Genomic DNA, 22,689 nt, shown 5'->3' with positions numbered 1-22,689 from the left:
GACGGATGGGGACGACCACACCACCGCGCACGCTCGCCGAAGCTCTGCGCGCCCGGGGCGACGAATCGCTGGCAGGGCTGCTGCGTGCCCGCCCCGACCTGCTCAGTCCCGTGCCGAACGACATCACCCAGCTGGCGACGCGCGCCGGCACGCGCGCCTCCGTCGTCCGTGCGCTGGAGCACCTCGACCGCTTCGCCCTGCAGACCGCGGAGGCGCTGGCCGTGGCGCCGGACCCGGCACCGTACGACACGCTGCTCGCGCTCCTCACCGGTGACGGCCAGGACGACGGCGACGGGCGCGACGACGCGGGCGCCGCGATCACCGCCGCGCTGCCCGCCGCCCTCACGACCCTGCGCGAACAGGCCCTGGTCTGGGGCGAGGACACCGGGCTGCACCTCGTGCGCACGGCGCGCGAGCTGCTCGCCCCGTCACCGCAGCACCCCTCCCCCACCGGCCTCGGGCCGACCGTCGCCGAGGCCACGGCCGGGATGTCGCCCGGCAGGCTGCAGGAGATCCTGGCCGCCGCCGGGCTGCCCGCCACCCACGACCCGGTCTCCGCCGTCTCCGCGCTGGCCGGGCTCTTCACGGACCGGACGAGGATGGCGGAACTGCTGGACACCGCCCCCGTCGAGGCGCTGTCCGTGCTCGACCGGCTCGTCTGGGGGCCGCCGTACGGGGAGATCACCCCGAAGCCCGCGCCGCCCGTGCAATGGCTGCGCGACCGCGGGCTGTTGCTGCCCGTCTCGACGCGCACCGTCGTCCTGCCGCGCGAGGCGGCCCTGCATCTGCGGGCGGGCCGCGCCCACCGGGTGCCCGAGCCCGTGCCCCCGGCGATCGTGGCGGCGGCCGAGCGGGATCCCCAGGCTGTGGACAGAGCGGCGGCGGGCCAGGGCTTCATGGCGCTGTCCACCGTCGAGGAGCTCCTCAAGCTCTGGAACGACGGCGGTCCGGCCATCCTCCGCGCGGGCGGCCTGAGCGTGCGCGAGCTGAAGCGTGCTGCGAGCGCGCTCGACGTCTCGGAGACCGTCGCCGCCTTCTGGATCGAACTCGCCTACGCGGCGGGCCTGCTGGCCTCCGACGGCGAGACCGACGAGCGCTACGCCCCGACGCCCGCGTCCGACGAATGGCTGGACCTCCCCGCCCAGGACCGCTGGACCCACCTCGCCACCGCCTGGCTCGCCGCCACCCGCACCGCGGGCCTGATCGGAGGCCAGGACGCCAAGGGCAGGGCGCTGTCCGCACTCGGCCCCGACCTCGACCGCTCGGCCGCCCCCGAGGTACGCCGCCGGGTGCTGGCCCTGTTCGCCTCGCTCCCGCCGGGCACCGCACCCGACCCGCAGACGCTGCTCGCCCGGCTCCGCTGGGAACGGCCGCTGCGCTCCCAGGCCCCGGGCGGACCGCCGGCGCCGGGCGACGCCTCCGACCTGCGCTCCCGGATCGCCCTGTGGACGGTCAACGACGCGGAGCTGCTGGGGATCACCGGCCGCGGCGCCCTCTCCTCCCAGGCCCGCGCGCTGCTCGACGAGGGCCCCGACGCGGCCGCCGCCCGCCTCGCCCCGCTGATCCCCGAACCCCTGGACCACGTGCTGCTCCAGGCCGACCTGACGGCGGTCGCCCCCGGCCCGCTGGAACGCCCGCTCGCCGACATGCTCTCGGTGCTCGCCGACGTCGAGTCCAAGGGCGGTGCGACGGTCTACCGCTTCACCCCCGGCTCCGTACGCCGCGCGCTCGACGCCGGACAGGCCGCGACGGACCTGCACGCCTTCCTGGCCACCCACAGCCGTACGCCGGTGCCACAGCCGCTGAGCTACCTCATCGACGACGTGGCCCGCCGCCACGGCCACCTGCGGATCGGCGCCGCCTCCGCGTACGTGCGCTGCGACGACGAGGCCGTGCTCAACGAGATCCTGGCCGACAAGCGCTCGGCCACCCTGCGGCTGCGGCGGCTGGCACCGACCGTCCTGGCCTCGCAGGCCGACCCGGGGTCGCTCCTCGAAGGGCTCCGCGAGATGGGGTACGCCCCCGCCGCCGAGTCCGCCGAGGGTGACGTCCTCATCACCCGCGCCGGCGCCCGCCGCACTCCGCCGCGTACGCCCCCCGCCCCCGTCCCCGAGGGCCCGCCGGTCCCGGACGCCACCCTGCTGGCCGCCGCGGTCCGGGCCGTCCGTGCGGGCGACACGGCGGCCAGAGCCGTCCACAAGGAGGGCCCGGACACGGCCACGGCGGGCTCGCTCCCCCGCACGGCCCCCGCCGAGACCCTGGCCACGGTGCAGGCGGCCGCGATGACCGGCTCGGCCGTCTGGATCGGCTACGTCAACGCCGACGGCGCGGCCAGCCAGCGGGTGATCGCCCCGGTCAAGGTGGAGGGCGGCTTCGTGACGGCGTACGACCACACGGCCGACGAGGTCAGGACGTACCCCCTGCACCGAATCACGGGCGTAGCGGAACTAGCCGACGAGCAGACGCCCTAAGAAGTCATTGGGAAGTTACGGACACACATCGGCCCCATTTACCCGATATCGCCGTCCGCAACTTCCCCACGACCGGGCCGTCCTACGGCCGCGGCCTCGCGGAGCACGTCGACCAGCATGGGCATGGTGAGCCGGCCCGTGAACGTGTTGCGCTGACTGGGGTGGTAACTCCCCAGCAGGTGCAGTTCCTGCCTGCGCTCCGTGGCGGGCAGCACGACATGCGCACCGTGGCCGAAGGCGGGACGCGGGCGCGGCAGCCGCCATCCCGCCTCGGCGAGCACCGGGAGCACCGCCTGCCAGCCGAACCCGCCGAGGACGACCACCGCGCGCAGCCCCGGGCTCAGCAGGTCCAGCTCGGCGGCCAGCCAGGGACGGCAGTTGTCGCGCTCCTCCGGCGTGGGCTTGTTCGCCGGGGGCGCGCAGTGCACGGGAGAGGTGAGCCGTACGCCGCGCAGGGTGAGCCCGTCCTCCGCGTGGACGGAGGACGGCTGCGAGGCCAGGCCCACGGTGTGCAGCGCGGCGAAGAGGAAGTCGCCGGCCGCGTCGCCCGTGAACATCCGGCCGGTCCTGTTGCCGCCGTGGGCGGCGGGGGCGAGCCCGACCACCGCCACCGTGGCGTCGGGCGGCCCGAAACCGGGGACGGGCCGCGCCCAGTAGTCCCAGTCCTGGAAGGCCGCGCGCTTGGTCCCGGCGGTCTCCTCCCGCCAGGCGACCAGCCGGGGACAGGCGCGGCACCGCGTGACGAGGGCGTCCAGTTCACCCAGCTCGCCGCACCCCGGCGCGTGGCGGGCCGGAAAGCCCTGGTCGTCAGCGCCCGGCGCGTGGCGGGCCTGGAAGCCCCGGTCGTCGGCGCCCGGCGCCCGTCCTGCGGCTTCCGCTCCGTCCATCCCTCCACGCTACGGGCCCGGGGCCTCGACGTCGTCCGTGCCATGACGTGCGTCACAGGCGGTCCCAGGGTACGTAGGCGCGGTGCGCCGTTCCAGGGGCTCCGTCCGCAGGAGCCCCGCCCGTCAGCGGCCGATGAGGCACACTGGACGTTTGGCCGTTCGCACCCGGCGGCCACCCCACGCCGGAAAGGGCCGACGCGCGTGACCGGACCCCTCATCGTCCAGAGCGACAAGACGCTGCTCCTCGAAGTCGACCACGACCAGGCCGAGGCCTGCCGCCGTGTCATCGCACCCTTCGCCGAGCTGGAGCGTGCCCCCGAGCACATCCACACCTACCGGGTGACCCCGCTCGGCCTGTGGAACGCCCGCGCCGCGGGGCACGACGCCGAGCAGGTCGTCGACGCGCTCGTGGAGTACTCGCGCTATCCCGTGCCGCACGCGCTCCTCGTCGACATCGCCGAGACGATGGCGCGGTACGGCCGCCTCACCCTGTCCAAGCACCCGGTCCACGGGCTGGTCCTGACGTCCAACGACCGGCCGGTGCTGGAGGAGATCCTCCGCTCGAAGAAGGTCCAGCCGCTGGTCGGGGCGCGCCTCGACCCGGACACCGTGGCCGTGCATCCCTCGGAGCGCGGCCAGATCAAGCAGACGCTGCTGAAGCTGGGCTGGCCCGCCGAGGACCTCGCCGGTTACGTCGACGGCGAGGCGCACCCGATCGAGCTCGACCAGGACGGCTGGGCGCTGCGCCCGTACCAGAAGCAGGCCGTCGAGGGCTTCTGGCACGGCGGCTCGGGCGTCGTCGTCCTCCCCTGCGGCGCGGGCAAGACCCTGGTCGGAGCCGGCGCCATGGCGGAGGCCAAGGCGACCACCCTGATCCTGGTCACCAACACGGTCTCCGCCCGGCAGTGGAAGCACGAGCTGGTGAAGCGGACCTCGCTGACCGAGGAGGAGATCGGCGAGTACAGCGGTACGCGCAAGGAGATCCGGCCGGTCACCATCGCCACGTACCAGGTGCTCACGACCCGCCGTAAGGGGATCTACCCGCACCTGGAGCTGTTCGACTCCCGTGACTGGGGGCTCGTGATCTACGACGAGGTGCACCTGCTGCCCGCGCCCGTCTTCAAGTTCACCGCCGACCTCCAGGCCCGCCGCCGTCTCGGGCTCACCGCGACGCTGGTGCGTGAGGACGGGCGCGAGTCGGACGTCTTCTCGCTCATCGGGCCCAAGCGGTTCGACGCCCCGTGGAAGGAGATCGAGGCGCAGGGGTACATCGCGCCCGCCGACTGCGTCGAGGTCCGCGTGAACCTCACGGACTCGGAGCGCCTCGCCTACGCGACGGCGGAGGCCGAGGAGAAGTACCGGTTCTGCGCGACGACCGCGACGAAGCGGAAGGTCACCGAGGCGCTCGTGCGCAAGCACCGGGGAGAGCAGACCCTGGTCATCGGGCAGTACATCGACCAGCTCGACGAGCTCGGTGAGCATCTGGACGCCCCGGTGATCAAGGGCGAGACGAGCAACGCGCAGCGCGAGAAGCTGTTCGAGGCGTTCCGTCAGGGCGAGATCAGCGTGCTGGTCGTGTCGAAGGTCGCGAACTTCTCGATCGACCTTCCGGAGGCGACGGTCGCCATCCAGGTGTCCGGGACGTTCGGCTCGCGCCAGGAGGAGGCACAGCGGCTCGGCCGGGTGCTGCGGCCGAAGGCGGACGGGCACGAGGCCCGGTTCTACTCGGTGGTCGCGCGCGACACGATCGACCAGGACTTCGCGGCGCACCGCCAGCGGTTCCTGGCCGAGCAGGGTTACGCGTACAGGATCGTCGACGCGGACGAGTTGCTGACGGAGAGCTGACAGGGGCAGGGGCCCTAGCGGTGGCGGCGGACGACGCCCGCCTCCTCCGCGTACTCCCCGAGGACGGCCACACCGAACGCGGTGCGTGTGAAGACGGAGACGGCACGCACCGCGTTTCCTATGCGGTGGCCGCGTGGGTGACCGGTGGCCGCCGTGGCGCCGTGCGCGGGGCCGGTCCTGCGTGGGTTCAGGTAAACGGTGCTCATGTGTTCCATGGTGCTCCGCCGGCCCGCCCCCCTGCATCGGCCGACCGGCCGAAGAACGCGCGGATCCGGGTCGGCCGAAAGACGGACCCGTCCCCTACGGGGCGGAGGCTCGCCGCACCCCTCGCGGTCGGACGGTGACGACGATCTTGCCGGCCTGGTGTCCCTGCTCCAGGTACCGGTGCGCCTCGACGATGTCATCGAGGCCGAACTCCCGGTCGACGGTGGGCCGTAGCGCCCCGGTGCGCAGGCCGGCGTTCAGGAACGCCGCGATCCGACGGACCACCGTGGGGTCGAGCGTGTGCTCGAAGCTTGCGTAACCGAGGACCGTGAGGGGCCAGGACATCGGGAACGACGCGGGCCGGGGGTCCAGCCAGCCGACGGTGACCAGGGTCCCGCCGGCCCTGGCCGCCTTCGCCAGGTCAGCCAGGCCGGGGCCCATGACGGAGTCGAGGATGATGTCGGCTCCGGCCCCGCCGGTGTGCCGGCGGGCGGCTTCGGCCACGTCCTCGTGGTCGGTGACGATGACGGCGGCGGCGCCTGCGGCCAGCAGTCCTTCCTTCTTCGCGGTGTGCCGGGTGACCGCCAGGGGGACGGCGCCGATCTGGTGGGCGATCTGGAGGGCGGCGAGGCCGACGGAGCTGGAGGCGGCGGTGATCAGGACATGGTCACCGGGCCGCATCCCGGCCTTCTCCACGAGCGCGCCGTACGCCGTGGAGTACGCCACCCACAGGGCCGCCGCGCCGGTCGCGTCCAGCCCGGCGGGCCGCGGGACGACGGAAGCGGCCGGCACGGTGGTGTATTCGGCGTAGGTGCCGTTGAGGTCCATCTCGGGGACGGCGGTGATGACGACCGCGTCTCCGACTCCGGGCCCCTCGACGCCGGGGCCCACCGCGTCCACGACGCCGGTTCCCTCACAGCCCAGCCGGGCGTGCGGCAGACGTACAGGCCCGGGGTAGGAGCCGGCGCGCATCATCTGGTCGAGCCGGTTGACGCCGATGGCCTCGATCCTGATCCGCACCTCGCCGGCGGCGGGCTCGGTGACCGGCTGATCGACGATGTGCAGGACGTCCGGGGCTCCGGTCCTGTCGAACACGACGACGCGTGGCATGGGGTGACCGTCTTTCTCTCGGAGGGCTGTGCGATGCGACGGCAGGGCGATCAACGGGCCGGACGGATACGGGTGTTGCCCGCGTCCGATGCCGTCGCGCACAGACGAAATTACTGATCCGACAGGTACCTCCTGGTACCTTCCCTGCCATGAGCCACTCGGCCGGAGACGTCTTCCTCGCCGACTGCCCGGCCCGGCTGGCGATCGAGATCATCACCGACAAATGGGCCGTCGTCGTGATCTTCGCGCTCAGCCGCCGGCCGTGCCGGCACGGCGAACTCGTCGACCTCATCGGCGGCATCTCGCGCAAGGTCCTCACCCAGACGCTGCGCAGGCTCCAGGGCTACGGGCTCGTCGAACGCCGCGCCTACGCCGAGGCGCCGCCGCGCGTCGAGTACAGCCTCACCGCACTCGGCCGGACGCTCGTGGTGCCCATCGCCGCTCTGACCGAGTGGGCGACCCTGCACGGCGAGGCCGTCGTCGACTTCCAGGAGTCGGAGCGGGACGGGTCCGACGGCCGGTAGGGCGACACCGGGCGCCCCGACGCCCGGCGGGGACGCCCGGGACCCTGTGATCTATTCGTTCGCCCCCGGGGGCGGCGGTCGATACAATCGCCGGTCTGCCCGCCTCCCGCACCGTGGTACCGGCCAGCCCTTCGAGCGGCCGGCAGCCGGGGGAGCGCCGCCGACCGGACGGAAACCGGCCGACAACAGCCGCACGCGCCCACCCCGCGTGCGCATCTGTGTGTGAACGTCCCCGAGCGGACCGGGCGGTGAGCCCTGTCCGCCGTCCTGCGTCGAAAAGCCGGAGGCAACACCGTGCCCGCGCACGAAGAGTCAAGCAATCCACTGGTCAGGGAGCGTGCGCACCTCGCCGCGTCCCGTGCCGCGCTGCGCGCCATGCGCGAGGACGTGCAGGCGCTCGACATCCGCGACGTCACCGCGAACTGGGTCAACGCCGCGGTCCTCCAGTCGCAGATCGACGACCGCATCAAGGCGCTCGCCGACCTCACCCACACCCCGCTGTTCTTCGGGCGCCTGGACTATCTGCACGTGGTCGGGGCCGAGAAGGCGGAGGGAGCCGAGGGGGAGAGGTTCTACATCGGGCGGCGTCATGTCCACGACGCCCATGGGGACCCCATGGTCATCGACTGGCGCGCCCCGGTCTCCCAGCCGTTCTACCAGGCCTCCAGGAACAACCCGCTGGACGTCGACCACCGCCGCCGCTTCGGCTACACCGGCGGGGAGCTGACCGCGTACGAGGACGAGTACCTCACCGACCCGGCGGAGACCGAGCAGACCAGCAAGCTCCTCCAGGCGGAGATCGAGCGGCCCCGTGTCGGTCCGATGCGCGACATCGTGGCGACGATCCAGCCGGAGCAGGACGAGATCGTCCGGAGTGATCTCGGCGGCACGGTCTGTGTCCAGGGAGGCCCCGGGACCGGGAAGACGGCCGTCGGCCTGCACCGCGTCGCCTACCTCCTGTACGCCCACCGCGAGCGCCTCGCCCGCACCGGCACCCTCGTCGTCGGCCCGAACCGGTCGTTCCTCCACTACATCGAGCAGGTCCTGCCCGCGCTGGGCGAGCTGGAGGTGCAGCAGGCCACCGTCGAGGACCTGGTGGCCGCCCGCGTCGAGGTGCGCGGCACGGACGGGTCCGTCGCCGCGGTGATCAAGGGCGACGCCCGGATGGCGGAGGTCCTGCGGCGGGCGATCCGTTCGCACGTGACGCCTCCGACGGAGCCGGTCGTGGTGGTGCGCGGCTCCCGCCGCTGGCGGGTCCCGGCGTACGAGGTCGAGGAGATGACCACCGAGCTGCTGGCCCGCGACATGCGGTACGGGGCCGCCCACGAGGCTCTCCCGCAGCGCATCGCCCACGCCGTCCTCGTACGGATGGAGGAGGCGGGCGAGGCCCCGGACGACCGGGTGCAGAACGCGGTGGCGCGCGATCCCGCGGTGAAGGCGGCCGTGAAGGCGGTCTGGCCGGCGGTGGACCCGGCGAAGCTGGTGCTGCGGCTCCTGACGGACGCGGAGTTCCTGGGCGCGCACGCGGAGGGGGTCCTCACCGACGACGAGCAGAAGCACATCCTCATGGCGAAGCCCGCCCGCAGCGTGAAGTCGGCGAAGTGGACCGCGGCGGACGCGGTCCTGATCGACGAGGCGGCCGACCTGGTGGCGCGGACGCACTCGCTGGGCCATGTCGTGATCGACGAGGCCCAGGACCTGTCCCCGATGCAGTACCGCGCGGTGGGCCGACGCTGCTCGACCGGTTCGGCGACGGTGCTCGGCGACCTGGCGCAGGGGACGACGCCCTGGTCGACGGGGAGCTGGGAGCAGGCGCTCTTCCATCTGGGCAAGGCGGACGCGGTGGTGGAGGAGCTCACGGCCGGTTTCCGTGTGCCGCGCGAGGTCATCGCGTACGCCTCCCGGCTGCTCCCCGCGATCTCGCCGGGCCTGGCGCCGGTGGAGTCGGTGCGTGAGACGCCCGGCTCCCTCGCCGTGCGTGCGGTGGCGGCGGCCGACGAGCTCGACTCCGCGGTGGTCGCGGCGTGCGAGGAGTCGCTGCGGCACGAGGGCTCGATCGGGCTGATCGCCGCCGACGCCCGGATCCCGGCCCTGGCGGCGGCGCTCGCCGCGGCGGGCCACGCGTATCTCTCCCCGGGCGAGGAGACGACCGCCGCGTCCCGGCTGACCCTGGTCCCGGCCTCGCTGGCCAAGGGGCTGGAGTACGACTACGTGGTGCTGGACGAACCGGCGGCCGTGGTCGACGGCGAACCCGACGAACGCACGGGTCTGCGCCGCCTGTACGTGGCCCTGACCCGCGCGGTCTCGGGCCTGATCGTGCTGCACGCGGCCGCGCTGCCGGAGCAGCTCGGCTAAGCCGGTCCACCCCGAACCGGCCCACGCGGGACCGGCCCACACCCAACCAGCCCACGCGGGACCGGCCCACACCGGACCGGCCCACCCCGAACCGGCCCACCCCGAACCGGCTCACCCCGAACCGGCCCACGCGGGACCGGCACACACCGGACCGGCCCCACGGGGGGGGCCGGCACACGCCGGACCCGCACGCACGGACAGGTCGACTCAGATCAAGCGGTCACCACCACCGTGGTGGCGACGGTGACCGCCACCATCGCCGCCTGCATGGTGCGGATCGCCGTACGGACGTCATCGCCCGCCCACTGGCCCTCCGCTATCTTCTCCATGCGCGGCTTCACCTCCCGCGCCGGCACCTCGGGGAACGCGAGCCGGTGCAGCTTGGCGGCGTGGATCAGGGCGACGAGGCCGGCCGTGCGGTCGTCCGGATCCGTGCCGTGCAGCACCACCGAGGCCAGGCGCTCGCGCAGCTCCGCCTCGGTCGCCCCGTCCGCCTCGGGATAGCGGCGCACCGGGAAGAGGCCGAGGACCCTGCGCTGTTCCTCGCTCACGAGGCCGCGTGTCCGCAGGCTCTCCGTCGTGGCCTCGACCGCCTTGCCGTGATCCCTCGTCAGCCAGTCCGTCACCTTGGGCGGCTTGCTCTTCTTCGCGGCCCAGGCGTCGATCAGACCGAGCCTCTCGTCGAGCAGGGCGACACCGGTGGGCGTGCGGTCGGTCACCGACAACCGGCCGCCGTCCACCGAGAGCCGACCCGCCAGGACGAGCTCGAGCAGGGTGCCGCCCGCGACGGCCCATCCGGCGGCCTGCCGGTCCTTGGCCGCTCCGGACTCGTCGTCCAGAGACAGCAGCATGATCTCTTCGCCCAGCGTGACCGACATGATTCCACTCCCCGTCCATTTGCTTACTCTTAGTGACGAACAACAGAGGCAATCAGTTCCCGGCCACCCGGATGTCTGTAACTGCCGTGCATTCATGGGAAGTTGCGGCAGTCGTTGCCCGAGGCGTTTACAGACCACCCGGTGCGCGCTACGTTTTTGGGAGCGCTCCCACACCCCCGCACTCTCCTTCATCCCCCCAGAGGAGATCAACCTCATGGCCAAGCGAACCCTCTTCCGGAGAACGTCTCCGATGCGCGCGCCCCGCACGCTGAGCTTCCTGGGGGCCGGCCTCCTGGCCCTCACCCTGGCCGGTCTGCCCTCCCCCGCCTCCGCCCACGGTGTCGCCATGGACCCGGGCTCGCGCAGCTACCTGTGCTACAAGGACATGATCGCGAGCGGGAACCAGATGCCGTCCAACCCCGCCTGTGCCGCCGCGGTCGCGGCCACCGGCACCACTCCGCTGTACAACTGGTTCGGCGTCCTGGACTCCAACGGCGGCGGCAAGACCAAGGGTTACATCCCGGACGGCGAGCTCTGCAGCGGCGGCCACAACGGCCCGTACAACTTCTCGTCGTACAACGCGGCCCGCAGCGACTGGCCGACGACCCACCTCACCGCGGGCACCACCGCCCAGGTGAAGTACAGCAACTGGGCCGCCCACCCCGGCAAGTTCAACGTCTACATCACCAAGGACGGCTGGTCGCCGACCCAGCCCCTGGCCTGGGACGACCTGACGCTCACCCAGACCGTGACCAACCCGCCGCAGGCGGGTGGCGCGGGTTCGGACGGCGGTAACTACTACTGGAATCTCCAGCTCCCGCAGGGCAAGTCCGGCAAGCACATGATCTTCATCCAGTGGATCCGCTCGGACAGCCAGGAGAACTTCTACTCCTGCTCCGACGTCGCCTTCGACGGCGGCAACGGCGAGGTCACCGGCATGAAGGGCGGCGGGATGTCGGCGGCCGAGCTGGCGGCAGCCGAGAAGAAGGCCGGAATCAAGCCCGCACAGGTCCATGCGGAGCACGCCGGGCACGCGGCCGAGGCCGGTGAGGCGGACCTGGTGTCCGCCGACGCCGACTCCTCCGCCGGGTACCTGCCCGTCGCGACGGCGGTGTCACTGACCGGCGCCGCCCTGATGTTCGCCGCCGGGGCGGTGGCTCAGAGCCGACGCCGCCGGCGAGCCGAACAGGGCTGACGGCGCGGGACAGTTCGTGGCCCCGGCCCGGTGACGACCGGGCCGGGGCCACGGCGCACGCCCCCCGCCTCACCCGTCCAGGGCATCGCGCCACTCCCGTACCGCCGCCTCGTCCACCGGGCCGGTCCAGCCGCCGGGCCGGGCCGCCCCTCCGATGTGGAAGGCCCCGATGCCCGCGGCGCGCAGGCGCGGCAGGTGGTCCAGGCGCAGGCCGCCGCCCACCATGATCTGCGGTTCGTAGCCGGGCAGGTCGGAGTGTTCCGCTTCGGCCACCAGGGTCTCCATGCCCGCGTCCACGCCGTCCGGCGAGCCCGCCGTGAGGTAGGTGTCCAGGCCCGGAAGGTCGGCGAGGTGCTTGCGCAGGACATCGCGGTCGGCCGCACGGTCGATGGCGCGGTGGAAGGTCCACGAGCAGCCGTTCAGCGCGGCGACGAGCCGCTCGACCGCGACCAGGTCGACGTGGCCGTCCTGGTCGAGGAAGCCCAGGACGAATTCGTCGGCCCCGGCGGCGCGCATCGTGCGGGCCTTCTCCACGAGGACGCCGATGTCACCGGCAGCGAACCCGTCCGCGACCCTGAGCATGACGCGCAGGGGGATCCCTACGGCGGCCCGGATCTCCTCGAAGGCGGCGAGCGGGGGCGTCAGGCCGTCGGCCGCCATGTCGGTGACCAGTTCGAGGCGGTCCGCACCGCCCGCCTGCGCCGCGACCGCGTCCTCCGCGTCGAGAGCGATCACCTCCAGGAGTGCACGGTTGCTCATGGTGTTCCCATCCTTCGGAGCGGCTACGGACTACAGGTCTAGTCCAATAAACCAGACTACGGGTCCGCCACCCGGCGCGCAGCTCCCCACGGCGACGCGTGCGTGAAGAAACGCGAGGCCGCGGCGGCATCCGGGGAACGGACGCGCCGCGGCCTCAGGGCCACGAGGAGGACGGTCAGGGCTGGAGCGGCATCGACCAGCAGTTGGAGGCGGCCCTTTCGCCGGAGAGACGGTCGGTCATCCAGGAGATGGCACTGCCCTGGTCCGTGAGGTAGGGGGCCAGGTGGTTGGTGAGGATCTTGTCCCCGAGATCGGGCAGCCGCACGGCCTCGTACGTCACGTTCGCACCCTTGCCGCACCAGTCCACCGCGAGCTGCCTGGCCTGCTTGTGACCGACGATGTCGTCCTGCACACCGGTCGCCACCCGCACCGGGGTCGCCGGCTTCAGATTGCCGATGCGCTGCTGGGCGAGGACGGCCTGCAGCTTCGGCTCGGCCGCGATGATGTCGGCGAGCGGCTTGCCGTTCGCGGTCCACTTCTTGCTGTTGGTGAAGCCGTGGCCGAGGATCGCGTCGCCGACGCACATGGTCGAGGTGTCCTTCAGCGCGGCCTTGCCGACGTCGTTCGTGTTCGCGTCGACGACCGCCTTCAGGGACGGGTCGGACTGGGTGAAGCCGTTGATCGACCAGCCCAGCGCGCCGGCCAGGGCGCTGCCGTCGATGCCCTTCATGACCTCGGTGAGGTCGGCGGGCGGGGCCCCGGCGTAGGTGCCCGCCAGGTTGACGTCGGGTGCGTACGACGGCTGCAGCTCGGCGGCCGAAGCACTGGCGCCGCCGCCCTGGCTGTAGCCGTAGAGGCCGACCCGCGAGGCGGAGGTGATCGAGGCGCCGGAGACGGAGCGCGCCGCGCGGGCCGCGTCCAGGAGGGCGTGCCCCTCGTCGACGCGGTTCACGTAGGTGTGCAGCCGGTCGGTCGCGCCGAGGCCGGCGTAGTCGGTGACGACGACGGCGGCACCGGCTGCGAGGAAGCGGTAGACCGCGATGTTGTCGTAGCCGATGGAGACCGTGCCCTCGCCGATGGTCAGCGGGTGCTGGAGCGAGAGCGAGGGGGCGCACTGGTCGCCCTGGCCCATCGTCCCCGAGGCCAGCGCCACCAGGGGGCGGGGGCCGTCGCCCTTCCACGCGGCGGACGGCTCGATGTACGCGCCGGTGACGGCGACGGGCCCGCCGCCCGCGTCGGTGGACTTGTACATCAGCCGCGTCGCGGTGCCGGGTATCCGCCGCCCGTCCAGCCCGGGGAGGCTGAGCCCGAGCGGCAGCGGCTCCGTACGGACGAGGGACCCGTCGGCGGAGGGCAGCCGCGCCGGCGGGTTGTAGAAGGCGGGGATGGTCACTCCCCGGGAGACCACCGGCTCCGACCCGGCGGGGGTGGCGGCGGAAGCGGGTACGGCGACCGCGCCGACACAGGCCGCGGCGGCCACCGAAGCGGCCAGCAGGCGCCCCGGCCGACTGGGACCAAGGAGGTGGGGGGTGTTCACGGTCGAGCTCGAACGGGTCGTCTTGCGCGGACTCACGGCTCACTCCTCGCTCTGCTCCGATGAAGGTCTGCGCAAGCTAGCACCGCGGCGTTACCCGAGGTAACTCGTCGGTAAGTTACGCTTCGGTAACGTCAGCTTCCGAGCCGTGGGGCCGGGTCTGCCCCGTTCCTCACGCGCGTACGAAGCGCACCGGCGTGCCCGGGGCCGCCTGGGCCGCGCCCGCCAGGGCGGCTTCGGCGACCACGCCCACGACCGGGTAGCCCCCTGTCGTCGGATGGTCGTTGAGGAACACCACGGGCAGGCCGTCCGGCGGGACCTGCACGGCCCCCAGCACCATGCCCTCGCTGGGCAGTTCGCCGTCCCGGGCGCGCCGCAGGGCCGGGCCCTCCGTGCGCAGCCCGATGCGGTTGCTGCGCTCCGAGACCCGGTAGGCGGCGCTCGTGAGCGTGCGCAGGGCCTCCTCGGTGAACCAGCTGTCGCGCGGGCCCCGGTGCAGGGGCAGCACCAGCTCGGCCGGGGCGCCCGGCCAGGGCACGGGACCGGCGTACGGCACGCCGCCCGGCCGGCCCAGCGGCAGGACGTCGCCGTCGCGCAGGACCGGCGGGCCGAGCCCGGAGAGCAGATCGGCGGACCGGCTGCCGAGCACCGGTTCGGGCACCAGGCCGCCCGCGAACGCCAGGTAGCCGCGCAGCCCGTGCACCGCGGGACCGGCCTCCAGCACCGCGCCGCCGGGCACCCGGACGGGTTCGCCCCATGCGGCGGGGCGGCCGTCCACCGTGACCCGGCATCCCGCCCCGCCGACGACGGCGTACACCGGCCGGGTGCCGGTCACCCGGACCGCGCACCCCGTGAGCGTGGTCTCCAGTACGGCCGCGTCCGGCGCGTTGCCGACGAGCCGGTTGGCCAGCCGCCGGGCCGGCGCGTCCAGCGCCCCGGCCCTGGGTACACCGAGATGGGCCCAGCCGGTCCGGCCCTCGTCCTGCACCGTGGTCAGGGCGCCCGCCCGGACCACTTCGAGCCCCGGGCTCATCCGGACACCCCCGTCGGCACGAAGCGCACCCGGACCCCGGGGCCGAGCAGCGCCGCGGGTTCGCGGCCCGGGTCCCAGAGTGCGTCCGGCCCGGGCATCCGGCCGATGAGCTGCCAGCCGCCGGGCGACTCGCGAGGATAGACCCCGGTGTACGGCCCCGCGAGGGCGAGCGCCCCGGCCGGCACCCGGGTCCGGGGCGTGGCCCGGCGCGGCACGCTCAAGTGACCGGGCAGGCCCGTCAGATAACCGAAGCCGGGCGCGAACCCGCAGAAGGCCACCCGGAATTCCGTACGCGCGTGGATGCTCCCCACGTCCTCCACGGCGACGCCCCACGCGTCGGCCACATCGGCGAGGTCCGGGCCGTCGTAGACGACGGGTATCTCGACGGCCTCCCCCGCGCCCCGGCTCAGCGGCGGCACGGTCCACGACCGCAGCCGCCCCGCGAGCGTCCGGTCCTCCACCCCGTCGAGCAGCACGGTTCTGGCACCGGGGACGATCTCGCGTACGGCGGGGAGCTCCCCGGCGGCCCGGCGGCGGAGCAGCTCCGCGTGGAAGGCCTCCGCGTCCTCGCCGGACGCGAGCTCCACGAGCAGGGCGCGGGGCCCGGCCTCGATGACCCGGACGCCACTCACACGAACGCCTGTACGCGGACGCCCGCCTCTTCCAGCGCCCTCCGCACCCGCAGGGCGAGCGCGGCGGCCCCGGGGGTGTCCCCGTGGACGCACAGCGACCGGGCCGCGACGGCTATCCGGCTGCCGTCCACCCCGGTCACGGCACCGTGGACGGCCATGCCGACACTGCGGCGTACGACCTCGTCCGCGTCGTGCACCACGGCGCCGTCCTGGCCCCGTGGCACCAGCGAGCCCTGCGGGGTGTACGCGCGATCGGCGAAGGCCTCCTCGACGGGGGCCAGCCCCGCCGCCTCCGCGTGGGCGAGCAGCCGCGAACCGGGCAAGCCGAGGACGGCCGGGCTGCCGCCGGCGAGCAGGACGCCCGCGACGACGGCGGCGGCCTGCTCCTCGTCCCGGACGACACGGTTGTAGAGGGCGCCGTGCGGTTTCACGTACGACACCGTGGACCCGGCCGCCTCCGCGAAGACCCGCAGGGCACCGATCTGGTAGGCGATCTCGGCGGTCAGCTCGTCCGCCGGTACGTCCATGGCGCGCCGCCCGAATCCGGCCAGGTCGCGGTAGGAGACCTGCGCGCCGATGCGCACACCCCGCTCGGCCGCCGTGTCGCAGACCCGCCGCATCACGGAGGCGTCGCCGGCGTGGAAGCCGCAGGCCACGTTGGCGCTGGTGACACAGGTCAGCAGCGCCTCGTCCTCGGTGAGGGTCCAGCGTCCGAACCCCTCACCCAGGTCCGCGTTGAGGTCCATCGACCGCGCCGGGCGCGTCACACTCGTCAGATCCGTCACGGGCGCACGCTAGCGATCGTTCAACGATCTGACAAGAGCCCGCCCACCGCCCGGGACGCCCGTACGGTTCACTGAGCACTGAACACAGCTGACAGCACACCAGGCAAGGGGCGGGGCATGGCGGGGACGACGAACGGCGGACGGACCGGCTCCACCCCGGACCTCTCGGAACTCGCGGCGCACAGCGCCTCCCTGGAGCGGTCCGGCACGGCCGAGCGGGTCGCCGCGATCCTGCGGGACCGGATCACCGAAGGCTACTTCCCACCGGGCGGCCGCCTGTCCGAGGAGAGCATCAGCGGCGCCCTGGCCGTGTCCCGCAACACGCTGCGCGAGGCGTTCCGTCTGCTGTCGCACGAACGCCTCCTGGAGCACCGCCTCAACCGGGGCGTCTTCGTCCGCATCCTGGCCGTGGACGACCTGGTCGACATCTACCGGGTGCGGCTCCTCGTCGAGTGCGCGGCGCTGCGGACCCTGGGCGAGCCGCCGTTCGACCTGGCGGCGGTCGAAGCCGCGGTGTCGACGGGCGAGCAGGCCGCCCTCCGTGACGACTGGCCCGCCTGCTCCACCGCCAACATCCGCTTCCACCAGGCGCTGGCCGGCCTGGCGAACAGCCCGCGCACCGACGAACTCATGCGCAACGTCCTCGCCGAACTGCGGCTCGCCTTCCATGTGATGGCCGACCCCCGCCGCTTCCACGAGCCCTATCTCACCCGAAACCGTGAGATCGCGGACAGACTGGCCAAGGGGGACGCGGCCGGGGCCGAGCGGATGCTCGCCTTCTACCTGGAGGACTCCCGGCGCCAGCTGGCCGAGGCCTACGCGCAGCGGCTCACCGAGCGATAGCCCCGGCCCGCACTCCGGCCCCCACCCCGCCCGCCACTCCGGAATCGGCTTCCCCCTCCCGCCCCACCCGATTCCGATCCATGTAGCCCACACTCTTGTGGGATTGTTGAACAAGACCCTAAGGTCTCGCGTAATAACCCCCGTCTGAGCAGGACCGTGCACCGTCACGTCTCTGCGCGGAAGAAGGCCGACGCGTGATCGTTCTCCTCGGCGTGCTCGTGGTGATCCTCGGATTCGCCACCCGCCGCAATCCCCTCCTCGTCGTGGGTGTCGCAGGCATCGTCACGGGGCTGCTCGGCAAGATGTCCCCGCAGGAGGTGCTGGCCTCCTTCGGGGAGAGCTTCGCCTCCGCGCGTTCCGTGACGGTCTTCGTCATCACGCTGCCGGTCATCGGGCTCCTGGAGCGTTACGGACTCCAGGAGCAGGCCCGCACGCTCATCGGCAGGCTCGGCAAGCTGACCACCGGCCGTTTCCTGACGCTCTATCTGCTGATCCGGCAGCTCACCGCCGCCGTCGGCCTCACCAGCATCGGTGGCCCCGCGCAGAGCGTGCGGCCGCTGATCGCCCCGATGGCCGAGGCCGCCGCCGAGACCAAGGCGGGTGGTCCGCTGCCGCAGAAGCTGCGGGAGAAGGTCCGCTCGCACGCGTCCGGCGCCGACACCATCGGAGTGTTCTTCGGTGAGGACTGCTTCCTCGCCATCGGATCGATCCTGCTGATCACCGGCTTCGTGAACTCCACGTACGACCAGCACCTGGAGCCCCTGCACCTGGCGATGTGGGCGATCCCCTCCGCGATCTGCGCCTTCCTGATCCACGGGGCCCGCCTGCTCAACCTGGACCGGCAGCTGGAGCGCGAACTCGCCGTCGCCGCCGCCGAGAACGACCTGACGGCACACGCCGGGCTCCGGACGGAGGACGCCAAGTGATCAAGTCCGAGTACTTCTTCTGGCTGGTCGGCGCGGTGTTCCTCGTCATGGCCGCGCAGATGGCCATGGACCGCACCAACCCCAAGCGCTTCGGCTCCGCCGGCTTCTGGGGTCTGCTCGGCGCCGCGTTCTTCTACTCCACCGGAGTCGTCGACAAGTCCCTCCCCGCCGAACCGCTGGGCGTCGTCGTCCTGATCCTGATCGTCCTGGGCGGCTTCGGCCTCACCGGCAAGGGCCAGGCGCACACCCCGACCCGCGAGAAGCGCGCGGCCTCGGCCGCCCGCTTCGGCAACAAGTTGTTCCTCCCGGCTCTCACCATCCCCGTCGTCGCGATGATCTGCGCGACGCTCGTGAAGAACTGGAAGATCGGTGGCGAACCGGTCCTGGAGCCTGGGTCCGAGACCATCCTCGGCCTCGGTGTCGGCGCGATCGCCGCGCTGGCCGTGGGCATGGTGCTCCTGCGCGAGCGGAAGGTCTCCGTGCTGCTGCACTCCGGCCGCAACATGCTCGAGTCGATGGGCTGGGCCCTGCTCCTCCCCCAGCTGCTCTCCGTCCTCGGCTCGATCTTCCAGACCGCCGGTGTCGGGGAGCAGGTCGGAAGGATCACCGAGGCGGTGCTGCCCGACGGCCAGAAGCTGGTGGCCGTGGCCGTCTACTGCTGCGGCATGGCGCTGTTCACCATCGTCATGGGCAACGCCTTCGCCGCGTTCCCGGTGATGACCGCCGCGATCGGCTGGCCCGTCCTCATCCAGCAGATGGACGGCAACGCGCCCGCCGTCCTCGCGATCGGCATGCTGTGCGGCTTCTGCGGCACGCTCGTCACGCCGATGGCCGCCAACTTCAACCTCGTCCCGGCGGCGCTGCTCGAACTCAAGGACCAGTACGGCCCGATCAAGGCCCAGCTCCCCACCGCGGCGGCCCTGCTGGTCTGCAACGTCGCGATCATGGCCCTCTTCGCCTTCTGACCCCGAGCCGCCTCGGCCCTGAACACGCCCCGACCCGAGCCGCCCCCTGACCCGAGCCGCTCGCCCCACCACCCCTGGAGTGACCCCGATGTCCCCCGCGCTCCCCGCCGCGTACGCCGTCCCCTTCGCGGAACTGGCCCTCGCCAACGTCGTACGCGAATACCCCAACGCGCCCGCCCACCTCTACGCCGGACCCGAGGAACTCGTCGCGCCCCGCGCGCTGCACCCCGCGTTCTACGGGAGCTACGACTGGCACTCCACGGTCCACATGCACTGGCTGCTCGTCCGCATCGTGCGCCGCTTCTCCGCCACCGGCGATCTTCCGGCCACCCTCACCACCCGTATCCGCGAGGTGCTCGACACCCACCTGACCCCCGGGAACATCGCCGTCGAGGCGGCCTACCTGCGCGGCCGGCCGCACTTCGAGCGCCCCTACGGCTGGGCCTGGCTGATCGCGCTCGCCGGGGAGTGCCGGGCGCTCGCCACGCCCGACGGCGACCGCTGGGCCGAGGCCCTGGCCCCCGGCGTGGCGGCGGTCGGTGACCTGCTCGGCGCCTGGCTGCCCAAGGCGACCTACCCGGTCCGGCACGGCGTCCACAACAACAGCGCGTTCGGTCTGGGCCTGATCCTGGACGCGGGCGGGGCCGCCGGGCTGCCGGCACCGGTCCTCGACGCGGCGGCGGACCGGCTGCGGGCCTGGTTCACCGACGACCACGACGCCCCGGCCCACTGGGAACCCTCCGGCCAGGACTTCCTCTCCCCCGCCCTGGCCGAGGCGGACGCGATGCGGCGGGTGCTGCCGGTGACGGAGTTCCGCACCTGGATCGCCGGGTTCCTGCCGGCCCTGGTCTCCGCCGCGCCCGACTCCACGCTGCTCGACCCGCCGGTGGTCTCCGACCACGCCGACCCCCAGATCGGCCACCTCCTCGGTCTCACCCTGAGCCGGGCGGCCGCCCTCCGTTCGATCGCCGGCGCGCTCCCGGACGGCCCGGCCCGCACCGCGCTCCTGGCCTCGGCGGAGGCCCATCTCACGCTCGGCCTGCCGACGGTGTCCTCCGGGGACTTCTCTTCGGACCACTGGGTGGCGACGTACGCCGCACTGGCCCTGGACACGGCGCCCGGTCACTGACCCGCGGGGGCGGGCCGTGCGCGCGGGGCGAAGGTCCTACCCTCGGCGTATGAGCGACAGCGTCCCCGACACGTCCGGCACCTCCGCGCTCCGTGGCCGGTGGCGCGAGGCCCTGCTCGCCGCACGCGGCGGGACGGGCCTCGCGCCCGATCCCGAGCCGTACGCCGACGCCCTCCTCGCGCGCTGGGCCGAACCCCAGCGGCGCTACCACACCACGGCTCACCTCACCCAGGTCCTGGACCGCGTCGACACCCTGGCGGGCCACGCCGCCGACCCGGACCTGGTGCGCCTCGCCGTCTGGTTCCACGACGCGGTGTACCGCCCCGACCGCTCCGAGAACGAGGAGCGCAGTGCCGCGCTCGCCGAGCGGGCCCTGCCCGAGGCCGGTCTCCCCGACGCGGCGACGGCCGAGGTCGCCCGGCTGGTCCGGCTCACCGTCACGCACGACCCGGCGGACGGCGACACCAACGGCGAGGTGCTGTGCGACGCGGACCTCGCGATCCTGGCGTCGTCCCCCAAGGAGTACGCGGCGTACGCGGCGCAGGTACGGGAGGAGTACGGCTTCGTCCCGGACGACGCGTTCCGCGAGGGCCGGGCCGCCGTCCTGCGGCAGCTGCTGGAGCTGCCCTGCCTGTTCCGCACGCCCCACGGGGCGCAGGAGTGGGAACCGAGGGCCCGGCAGAACCTGACCACCGAACTGGAGCTTCTCAGCCGCTGAGACATGGGAATGACAGGGACGAAAGCACTGTTGGCCACTGTCATGCCCGACTCTGTTTCCAGCCGCTCCCGTATGCCGATGGCCGTCTACATCCTCGGCCTGTCGGTCTTCGCCCTCGGTACCAGCGAGTTCATGCTGTCCGGGCTGCTGCCGCCGATCGCCGAGGACATGGACGTGTCCATCCCGAAGGCCGGACTCCTCATATCCGCCTTCGCGATCGGCATGGTCGTCGGAGCCCCGCTGCTGGCCGTCGCCACGCTGCGGCTGCCACGCCGTACGACCCTCATCGCGCTCATCTCGGTCTTCGGGCTCGGTCAGGTCGCCGGTGCGCTGGCGCCGACGTACGACGTGCTGTTCGTCTCCCGGGTGGTGAGTGCGCTGGCGTGCGCCGGCTTCTGGGCGGTCGGCGCCGCCGTCGCCATCGCGATGGTTCCGGTGAACGCGCGCGCCAGGGCGATGGCCGTGATGATCGGCGGGCTCTCGATCGCCAACGTGCTCGGGGTGCCGCTGGGCGCCTTCCTCGGGGAGAGCTTCGGCTGGCGTTCGGCGTTCTGGGCGGTGGGCGCCGCGTCCGCCGTGGCGCTGGTCGGGGTCGTCACACGCATCCCGCGCATTCCGCTGCCGGACGAGAAGGCACAGCTCAAGAAGGAAGTCGCGATCTACAAGGACCGCCAGGTGTGGCTGTCCATCGTGATCACGGCCCTCGCCGCCGGCGGCGTGTTCTGCGCGTTCAGCTACCTCGCGCCGCTGCTCACCGACGTGGCGGGACTGAGCTCGGGCTGGGTGCCGTGGGTCCTCGCGCTCTTCGGCGCGGGTGCGCTGATCGGTACGACGATCGGCGGCCGTGTCGCGGACGCGCATCTCTTCGGTGTGCTGCTCAGCGGCATCAGCGCCTCGACGGTCTTCCTGGTCGCCCTGGCCCTCTTCGCGTCGAACCAGGTCGCCGTCGTCGTCCTGGCGTTCCTGCTGGGGCTGTCGGCGTTCTACACGGCCCCGGCGCTCAACGCCCGGATGTTCAACGTCGCGGGGGTGGCCCCCACGCTGGCGGGTGCGACGACCACGGCCGCGTTCAACCTGGGCAACACGAGCGGGCCCTGGCTGGGCGGTGCGGTGATCGACGCGGACTTCGGCTTCCGGGCCACGGCCTGGGCGGGGGCCGCGATGCTGCTGCTCGGCCTGGTGGCCGTGACGGTCTCCCTGCGGCTGGGCGGCGACGGCAAGCCGTCCCGGCGCATCGCCACGGGCACACCGGCGCACGTCATCCCGGCGCAGGACGCCCCTTCGGCCTCCGCAACCCCGCGTCGGTGAGCCGGCGCACGATCTCCTTCGAGCCGACCTCCAGCGCCCCGGCGCGCACCGCGTCCGCGTAGCGCGCCTCGGGCACGTCGTAGTGGTCGCGCTCGAAGGCGCGGGGCGGGCAGCCGATCGTGGCGGCGAAGGCGTGCAGCTCGTCGAACGACACGTCGCTGACCAGGTGCGACCACAGGCGGCCATGCCCCGGCCAGGTCGGCGGATCGATGTAGACGGTCACCGCCCGAGCACCTCGGCGAGCGATCCCACCCGTGCGACGGCGACCGTCGCCTTCGTGCAGACCCAGTGCGGATCGGGGCCGAGCTCCGGCTCGACGTCCAGGGCGTGCGGTCCTTCCTCCGTGCAGACCGGGCACAGCGGCCAGCGCCCGTGCTTCTCGAGAAGAGCGTCCTGGACGTCCTGCGCCACGAGCCCCGTGACGAAGGCCAGGCCCTCGGGCCACTGTTCGGCCCACCACCGCCGGTGGGCCACCGCGTCCTCGACCATCGAGACGATTCCGGCCTCGGCCACGTCCCCCGCGACGAGGTCGGCCATCACCAGCGCACGCGCGGTGTGCAGCTCCTGTTCCAGGCTGTTCAACTCCAT

Annotated in this window: 22 protein-coding genes; 11 read left to right on the top strand and 11 right to left on the bottom strand. The window is 73.0% G+C overall.

From position 1 onward, the window contains the following. Nucleotides 1-5 precede the first annotated feature (5 nt). Nucleotides 6-2,471 carry a helicase C-terminal domain-containing protein gene (locus ACIP63_RS08395; protein ID WP_401512622.1) on the top strand — a complete coding sequence of 822 codons (2,466 nt, stop codon included), beginning with the start codon at nucleotides 6-8 and terminating at the stop codon, nucleotides 2,469-2,471. Nucleotides 2,472-2,509: 38 nt separating this feature from the next. Here ACIP63_RS08395 and ACIP63_RS08390 read toward each other — a convergent pair whose 3' ends face one another. Then, nucleotides 2,510-3,358, bottom strand: coding sequence for a uracil-DNA glycosylase (locus ACIP63_RS08390; RefSeq protein WP_401512620.1), 849 nt, complete (start codon nucleotides 3,356-3,358; stop codon nucleotides 2,510-2,512). A gap of 201 nt (nucleotides 3,359-3,559) precedes the next feature. On the opposite strand from ACIP63_RS08390, the gene ACIP63_RS08385 reads away from it, so the two are divergent. Continuing rightward, on the top strand, nucleotides 3,560-5,203 hold the full coding sequence (locus ACIP63_RS08385; protein ID WP_401512618.1) for a DNA repair helicase XPB: 1,644 nt from the start codon (nucleotides 3,560-3,562) through the stop codon (nucleotides 5,201-5,203). A gap of 14 nt (nucleotides 5,204-5,217) precedes the next feature. Here ACIP63_RS08385 and ACIP63_RS08380 read toward each other — a convergent pair whose 3' ends face one another. After that, on the bottom strand, nucleotides 5,218-5,409 hold the full coding sequence (locus ACIP63_RS08380; RefSeq protein ID WP_356707896.1) for a hypothetical protein: 192 nt from the start codon (nucleotides 5,407-5,409) through the stop codon (nucleotides 5,218-5,220). A 94-nt stretch (nucleotides 5,410-5,503) separates the two neighbouring features. Beyond that, on the bottom strand, nucleotides 5,504-6,517 hold the full coding sequence (locus tag ACIP63_RS08375; protein WP_401512615.1) for a zinc-dependent alcohol dehydrogenase family protein: 1,014 nt from the start codon (nucleotides 6,515-6,517) through the stop codon (nucleotides 5,504-5,506). Nucleotides 6,518-6,666: 149 nt separating this feature from the next. On the opposite strand from ACIP63_RS08375, the gene ACIP63_RS08370 reads away from it, so the two are divergent. Together ACIP63_RS08370 and ACIP63_RS08365 are read left to right on the top strand one after the other, a co-directional pair. Beyond that, entirely contained in the window at nucleotides 6,667-7,041 is a 375-nt protein-coding gene (locus ACIP63_RS08370) for a winged helix-turn-helix transcriptional regulator (protein ID WP_401512613.1), read from the top strand. A 294-nt stretch (nucleotides 7,042-7,335) separates the two neighbouring features. After that, the gene (locus ACIP63_RS08365) at nucleotides 7,336-9,396 is read left to right on the top strand and encodes a HelD family protein (RefSeq protein WP_401512611.1); all 2,061 of its coding nucleotides are present in this window, start codon (nucleotides 7,336-7,338) and stop codon (nucleotides 9,394-9,396) included. Nucleotides 9,397-9,608: 212 nt separating this feature from the next. Here ACIP63_RS08365 and ACIP63_RS08360 read toward each other — a convergent pair whose 3' ends face one another. Then, entirely contained in the window at nucleotides 9,609-10,274 is a 666-nt protein-coding gene (locus ACIP63_RS08360; RefSeq protein ID WP_401512609.1) for a GPP34 family phosphoprotein, read from the bottom strand. Nucleotides 10,275-10,488: 214 nt separating this feature from the next. Between ACIP63_RS08360 and ACIP63_RS08355 the strand changes: the two genes are divergently transcribed. Then, nucleotides 10,489-11,469: a lytic polysaccharide monooxygenase gene (locus ACIP63_RS08355; protein ID WP_401512607.1), complete on the top strand. Its 981-nt coding sequence runs from the start codon at nucleotides 10,489-10,491 to the stop codon at nucleotides 11,467-11,469. Between the two features lie 69 nt (nucleotides 11,470-11,538). On the opposite strand, the gene ACIP63_RS08350 is transcribed toward ACIP63_RS08355, so the two are convergent. The 5 genes from ACIP63_RS08350 to ACIP63_RS08330 all read right to left on the bottom strand — a co-directional run bounded on the left by ACIP63_RS08350 (nucleotide 11,539) and on the right by ACIP63_RS08330 (nucleotide 16,173). Continuing rightward, nucleotides 11,539-12,228 (bottom strand): copper homeostasis protein CutC, encoded by a 690-nt coding sequence (locus ACIP63_RS08350; RefSeq protein ID WP_401512605.1) that lies wholly within the window; start codon nucleotides 12,226-12,228, stop codon nucleotides 11,539-11,541. Nucleotides 12,229-12,403: 175 nt separating this feature from the next. Beyond that, complete coding sequence (locus ACIP63_RS08345) at nucleotides 12,404-13,801, bottom strand: lipase family protein (protein WP_401512603.1); 1,398 nt, start codon at nucleotides 13,799-13,801, stop codon at nucleotides 12,404-12,406. A gap of 133 nt (nucleotides 13,802-13,934) precedes the next feature. Next, entirely contained in the window at nucleotides 13,935-14,795 is an 861-nt protein-coding gene (locus ACIP63_RS08340; protein WP_401512601.1) for a biotin-dependent carboxyltransferase family protein, read from the bottom strand. Further along, nucleotides 14,792-15,427 (bottom strand): allophanate hydrolase subunit 1, encoded by a 636-nt coding sequence (locus ACIP63_RS08335; RefSeq protein WP_401512600.1) that lies wholly within the window; start codon nucleotides 15,425-15,427, stop codon nucleotides 14,792-14,794. The genes ACIP63_RS08340 and ACIP63_RS08335 overlap by 4 nt, the downstream gene beginning before the upstream one ends. Further along, nucleotides 15,424-16,173, bottom strand: a complete 750-nt coding sequence (locus tag ACIP63_RS08330; protein WP_401515021.1) for a LamB/YcsF family protein — start codon at nucleotides 16,171-16,173, stop codon at nucleotides 15,424-15,426. The genes ACIP63_RS08335 and ACIP63_RS08330 overlap by 4 nt, the downstream gene beginning before the upstream one ends. Nucleotides 16,174-16,329: 156 nt before the next feature. On the opposite strand from ACIP63_RS08330, the gene ACIP63_RS08325 reads away from it, so the two are divergent. From ACIP63_RS08325 to ACIP63_RS08300, 6 genes are all read left to right on the top strand, one after another. After that, nucleotides 16,330-17,055, top strand: a complete 726-nt coding sequence (locus ACIP63_RS08325; protein WP_401512598.1) for a GntR family transcriptional regulator — start codon at nucleotides 16,330-16,332, stop codon at nucleotides 17,053-17,055. Between the two features lie 194 nt (nucleotides 17,056-17,249). After that, nucleotides 17,250-17,981: a DUF969 domain-containing protein gene (locus ACIP63_RS08320; protein WP_124274071.1), complete on the top strand. Its 732-nt coding sequence runs from the start codon at nucleotides 17,250-17,252 to the stop codon at nucleotides 17,979-17,981. After that, a complete protein-coding gene (locus ACIP63_RS08315; RefSeq protein ID WP_401512595.1) occupies nucleotides 17,978-18,946 on the top strand; it encodes a DUF979 domain-containing protein in 969 nt (322 codons plus the stop codon). The genes ACIP63_RS08320 and ACIP63_RS08315 overlap by 4 nt, the downstream gene beginning before the upstream one ends. An 88-nt stretch (nucleotides 18,947-19,034) precedes the next feature. After that, nucleotides 19,035-20,075, top strand: a complete 1,041-nt coding sequence (locus ACIP63_RS08310) for a DUF2891 domain-containing protein (RefSeq protein ID WP_401512593.1) — start codon at nucleotides 19,035-19,037, stop codon at nucleotides 20,073-20,075. Between the two features lie 49 nt (nucleotides 20,076-20,124). After that, entirely contained in the window at nucleotides 20,125-20,793 is a 669-nt protein-coding gene (locus ACIP63_RS08305) for a hypothetical protein (RefSeq protein ID WP_401512592.1), read from the top strand. Between the two features lie 72 nt (nucleotides 20,794-20,865). Then, entirely contained in the window at nucleotides 20,866-22,101 is a 1,236-nt protein-coding gene (locus ACIP63_RS08300) for a Cmx/CmrA family chloramphenicol efflux MFS transporter (protein ID WP_401515018.1), read from the top strand. On the opposite strand, the gene ACIP63_RS08295 is transcribed toward ACIP63_RS08300, so the two are convergent. Together ACIP63_RS08295 and ACIP63_RS08290 are read right to left on the bottom strand one after the other, a co-directional pair. Next, nucleotides 22,052-22,324 (bottom strand): DUF4031 domain-containing protein, encoded by a 273-nt coding sequence (locus ACIP63_RS08295; RefSeq protein ID WP_401512590.1) that lies wholly within the window; start codon nucleotides 22,322-22,324, stop codon nucleotides 22,052-22,054. The two genes, ACIP63_RS08300 and ACIP63_RS08295, sit on opposite strands and share 50 nt — an antisense overlap. Next, nucleotides 22,321-22,689 carry a hypothetical protein gene (locus ACIP63_RS08290; RefSeq protein WP_401512588.1) on the bottom strand — a complete coding sequence of 123 codons (369 nt, stop codon included), beginning with the start codon at nucleotides 22,687-22,689 and terminating at the stop codon, nucleotides 22,321-22,323. The genes ACIP63_RS08295 and ACIP63_RS08290 overlap by 4 nt, the downstream gene beginning before the upstream one ends.

It is taken from the genome of Streptomyces sp. NPDC088746 (genome assembly GCF_044751065.1).
Classification (GTDB): Bacteria; Actinomycetota; Actinomycetes; order Streptomycetales; family Streptomycetaceae; genus Streptomyces.
This window is presented reverse-complemented; position numbering and strand designations above follow the sequence as displayed.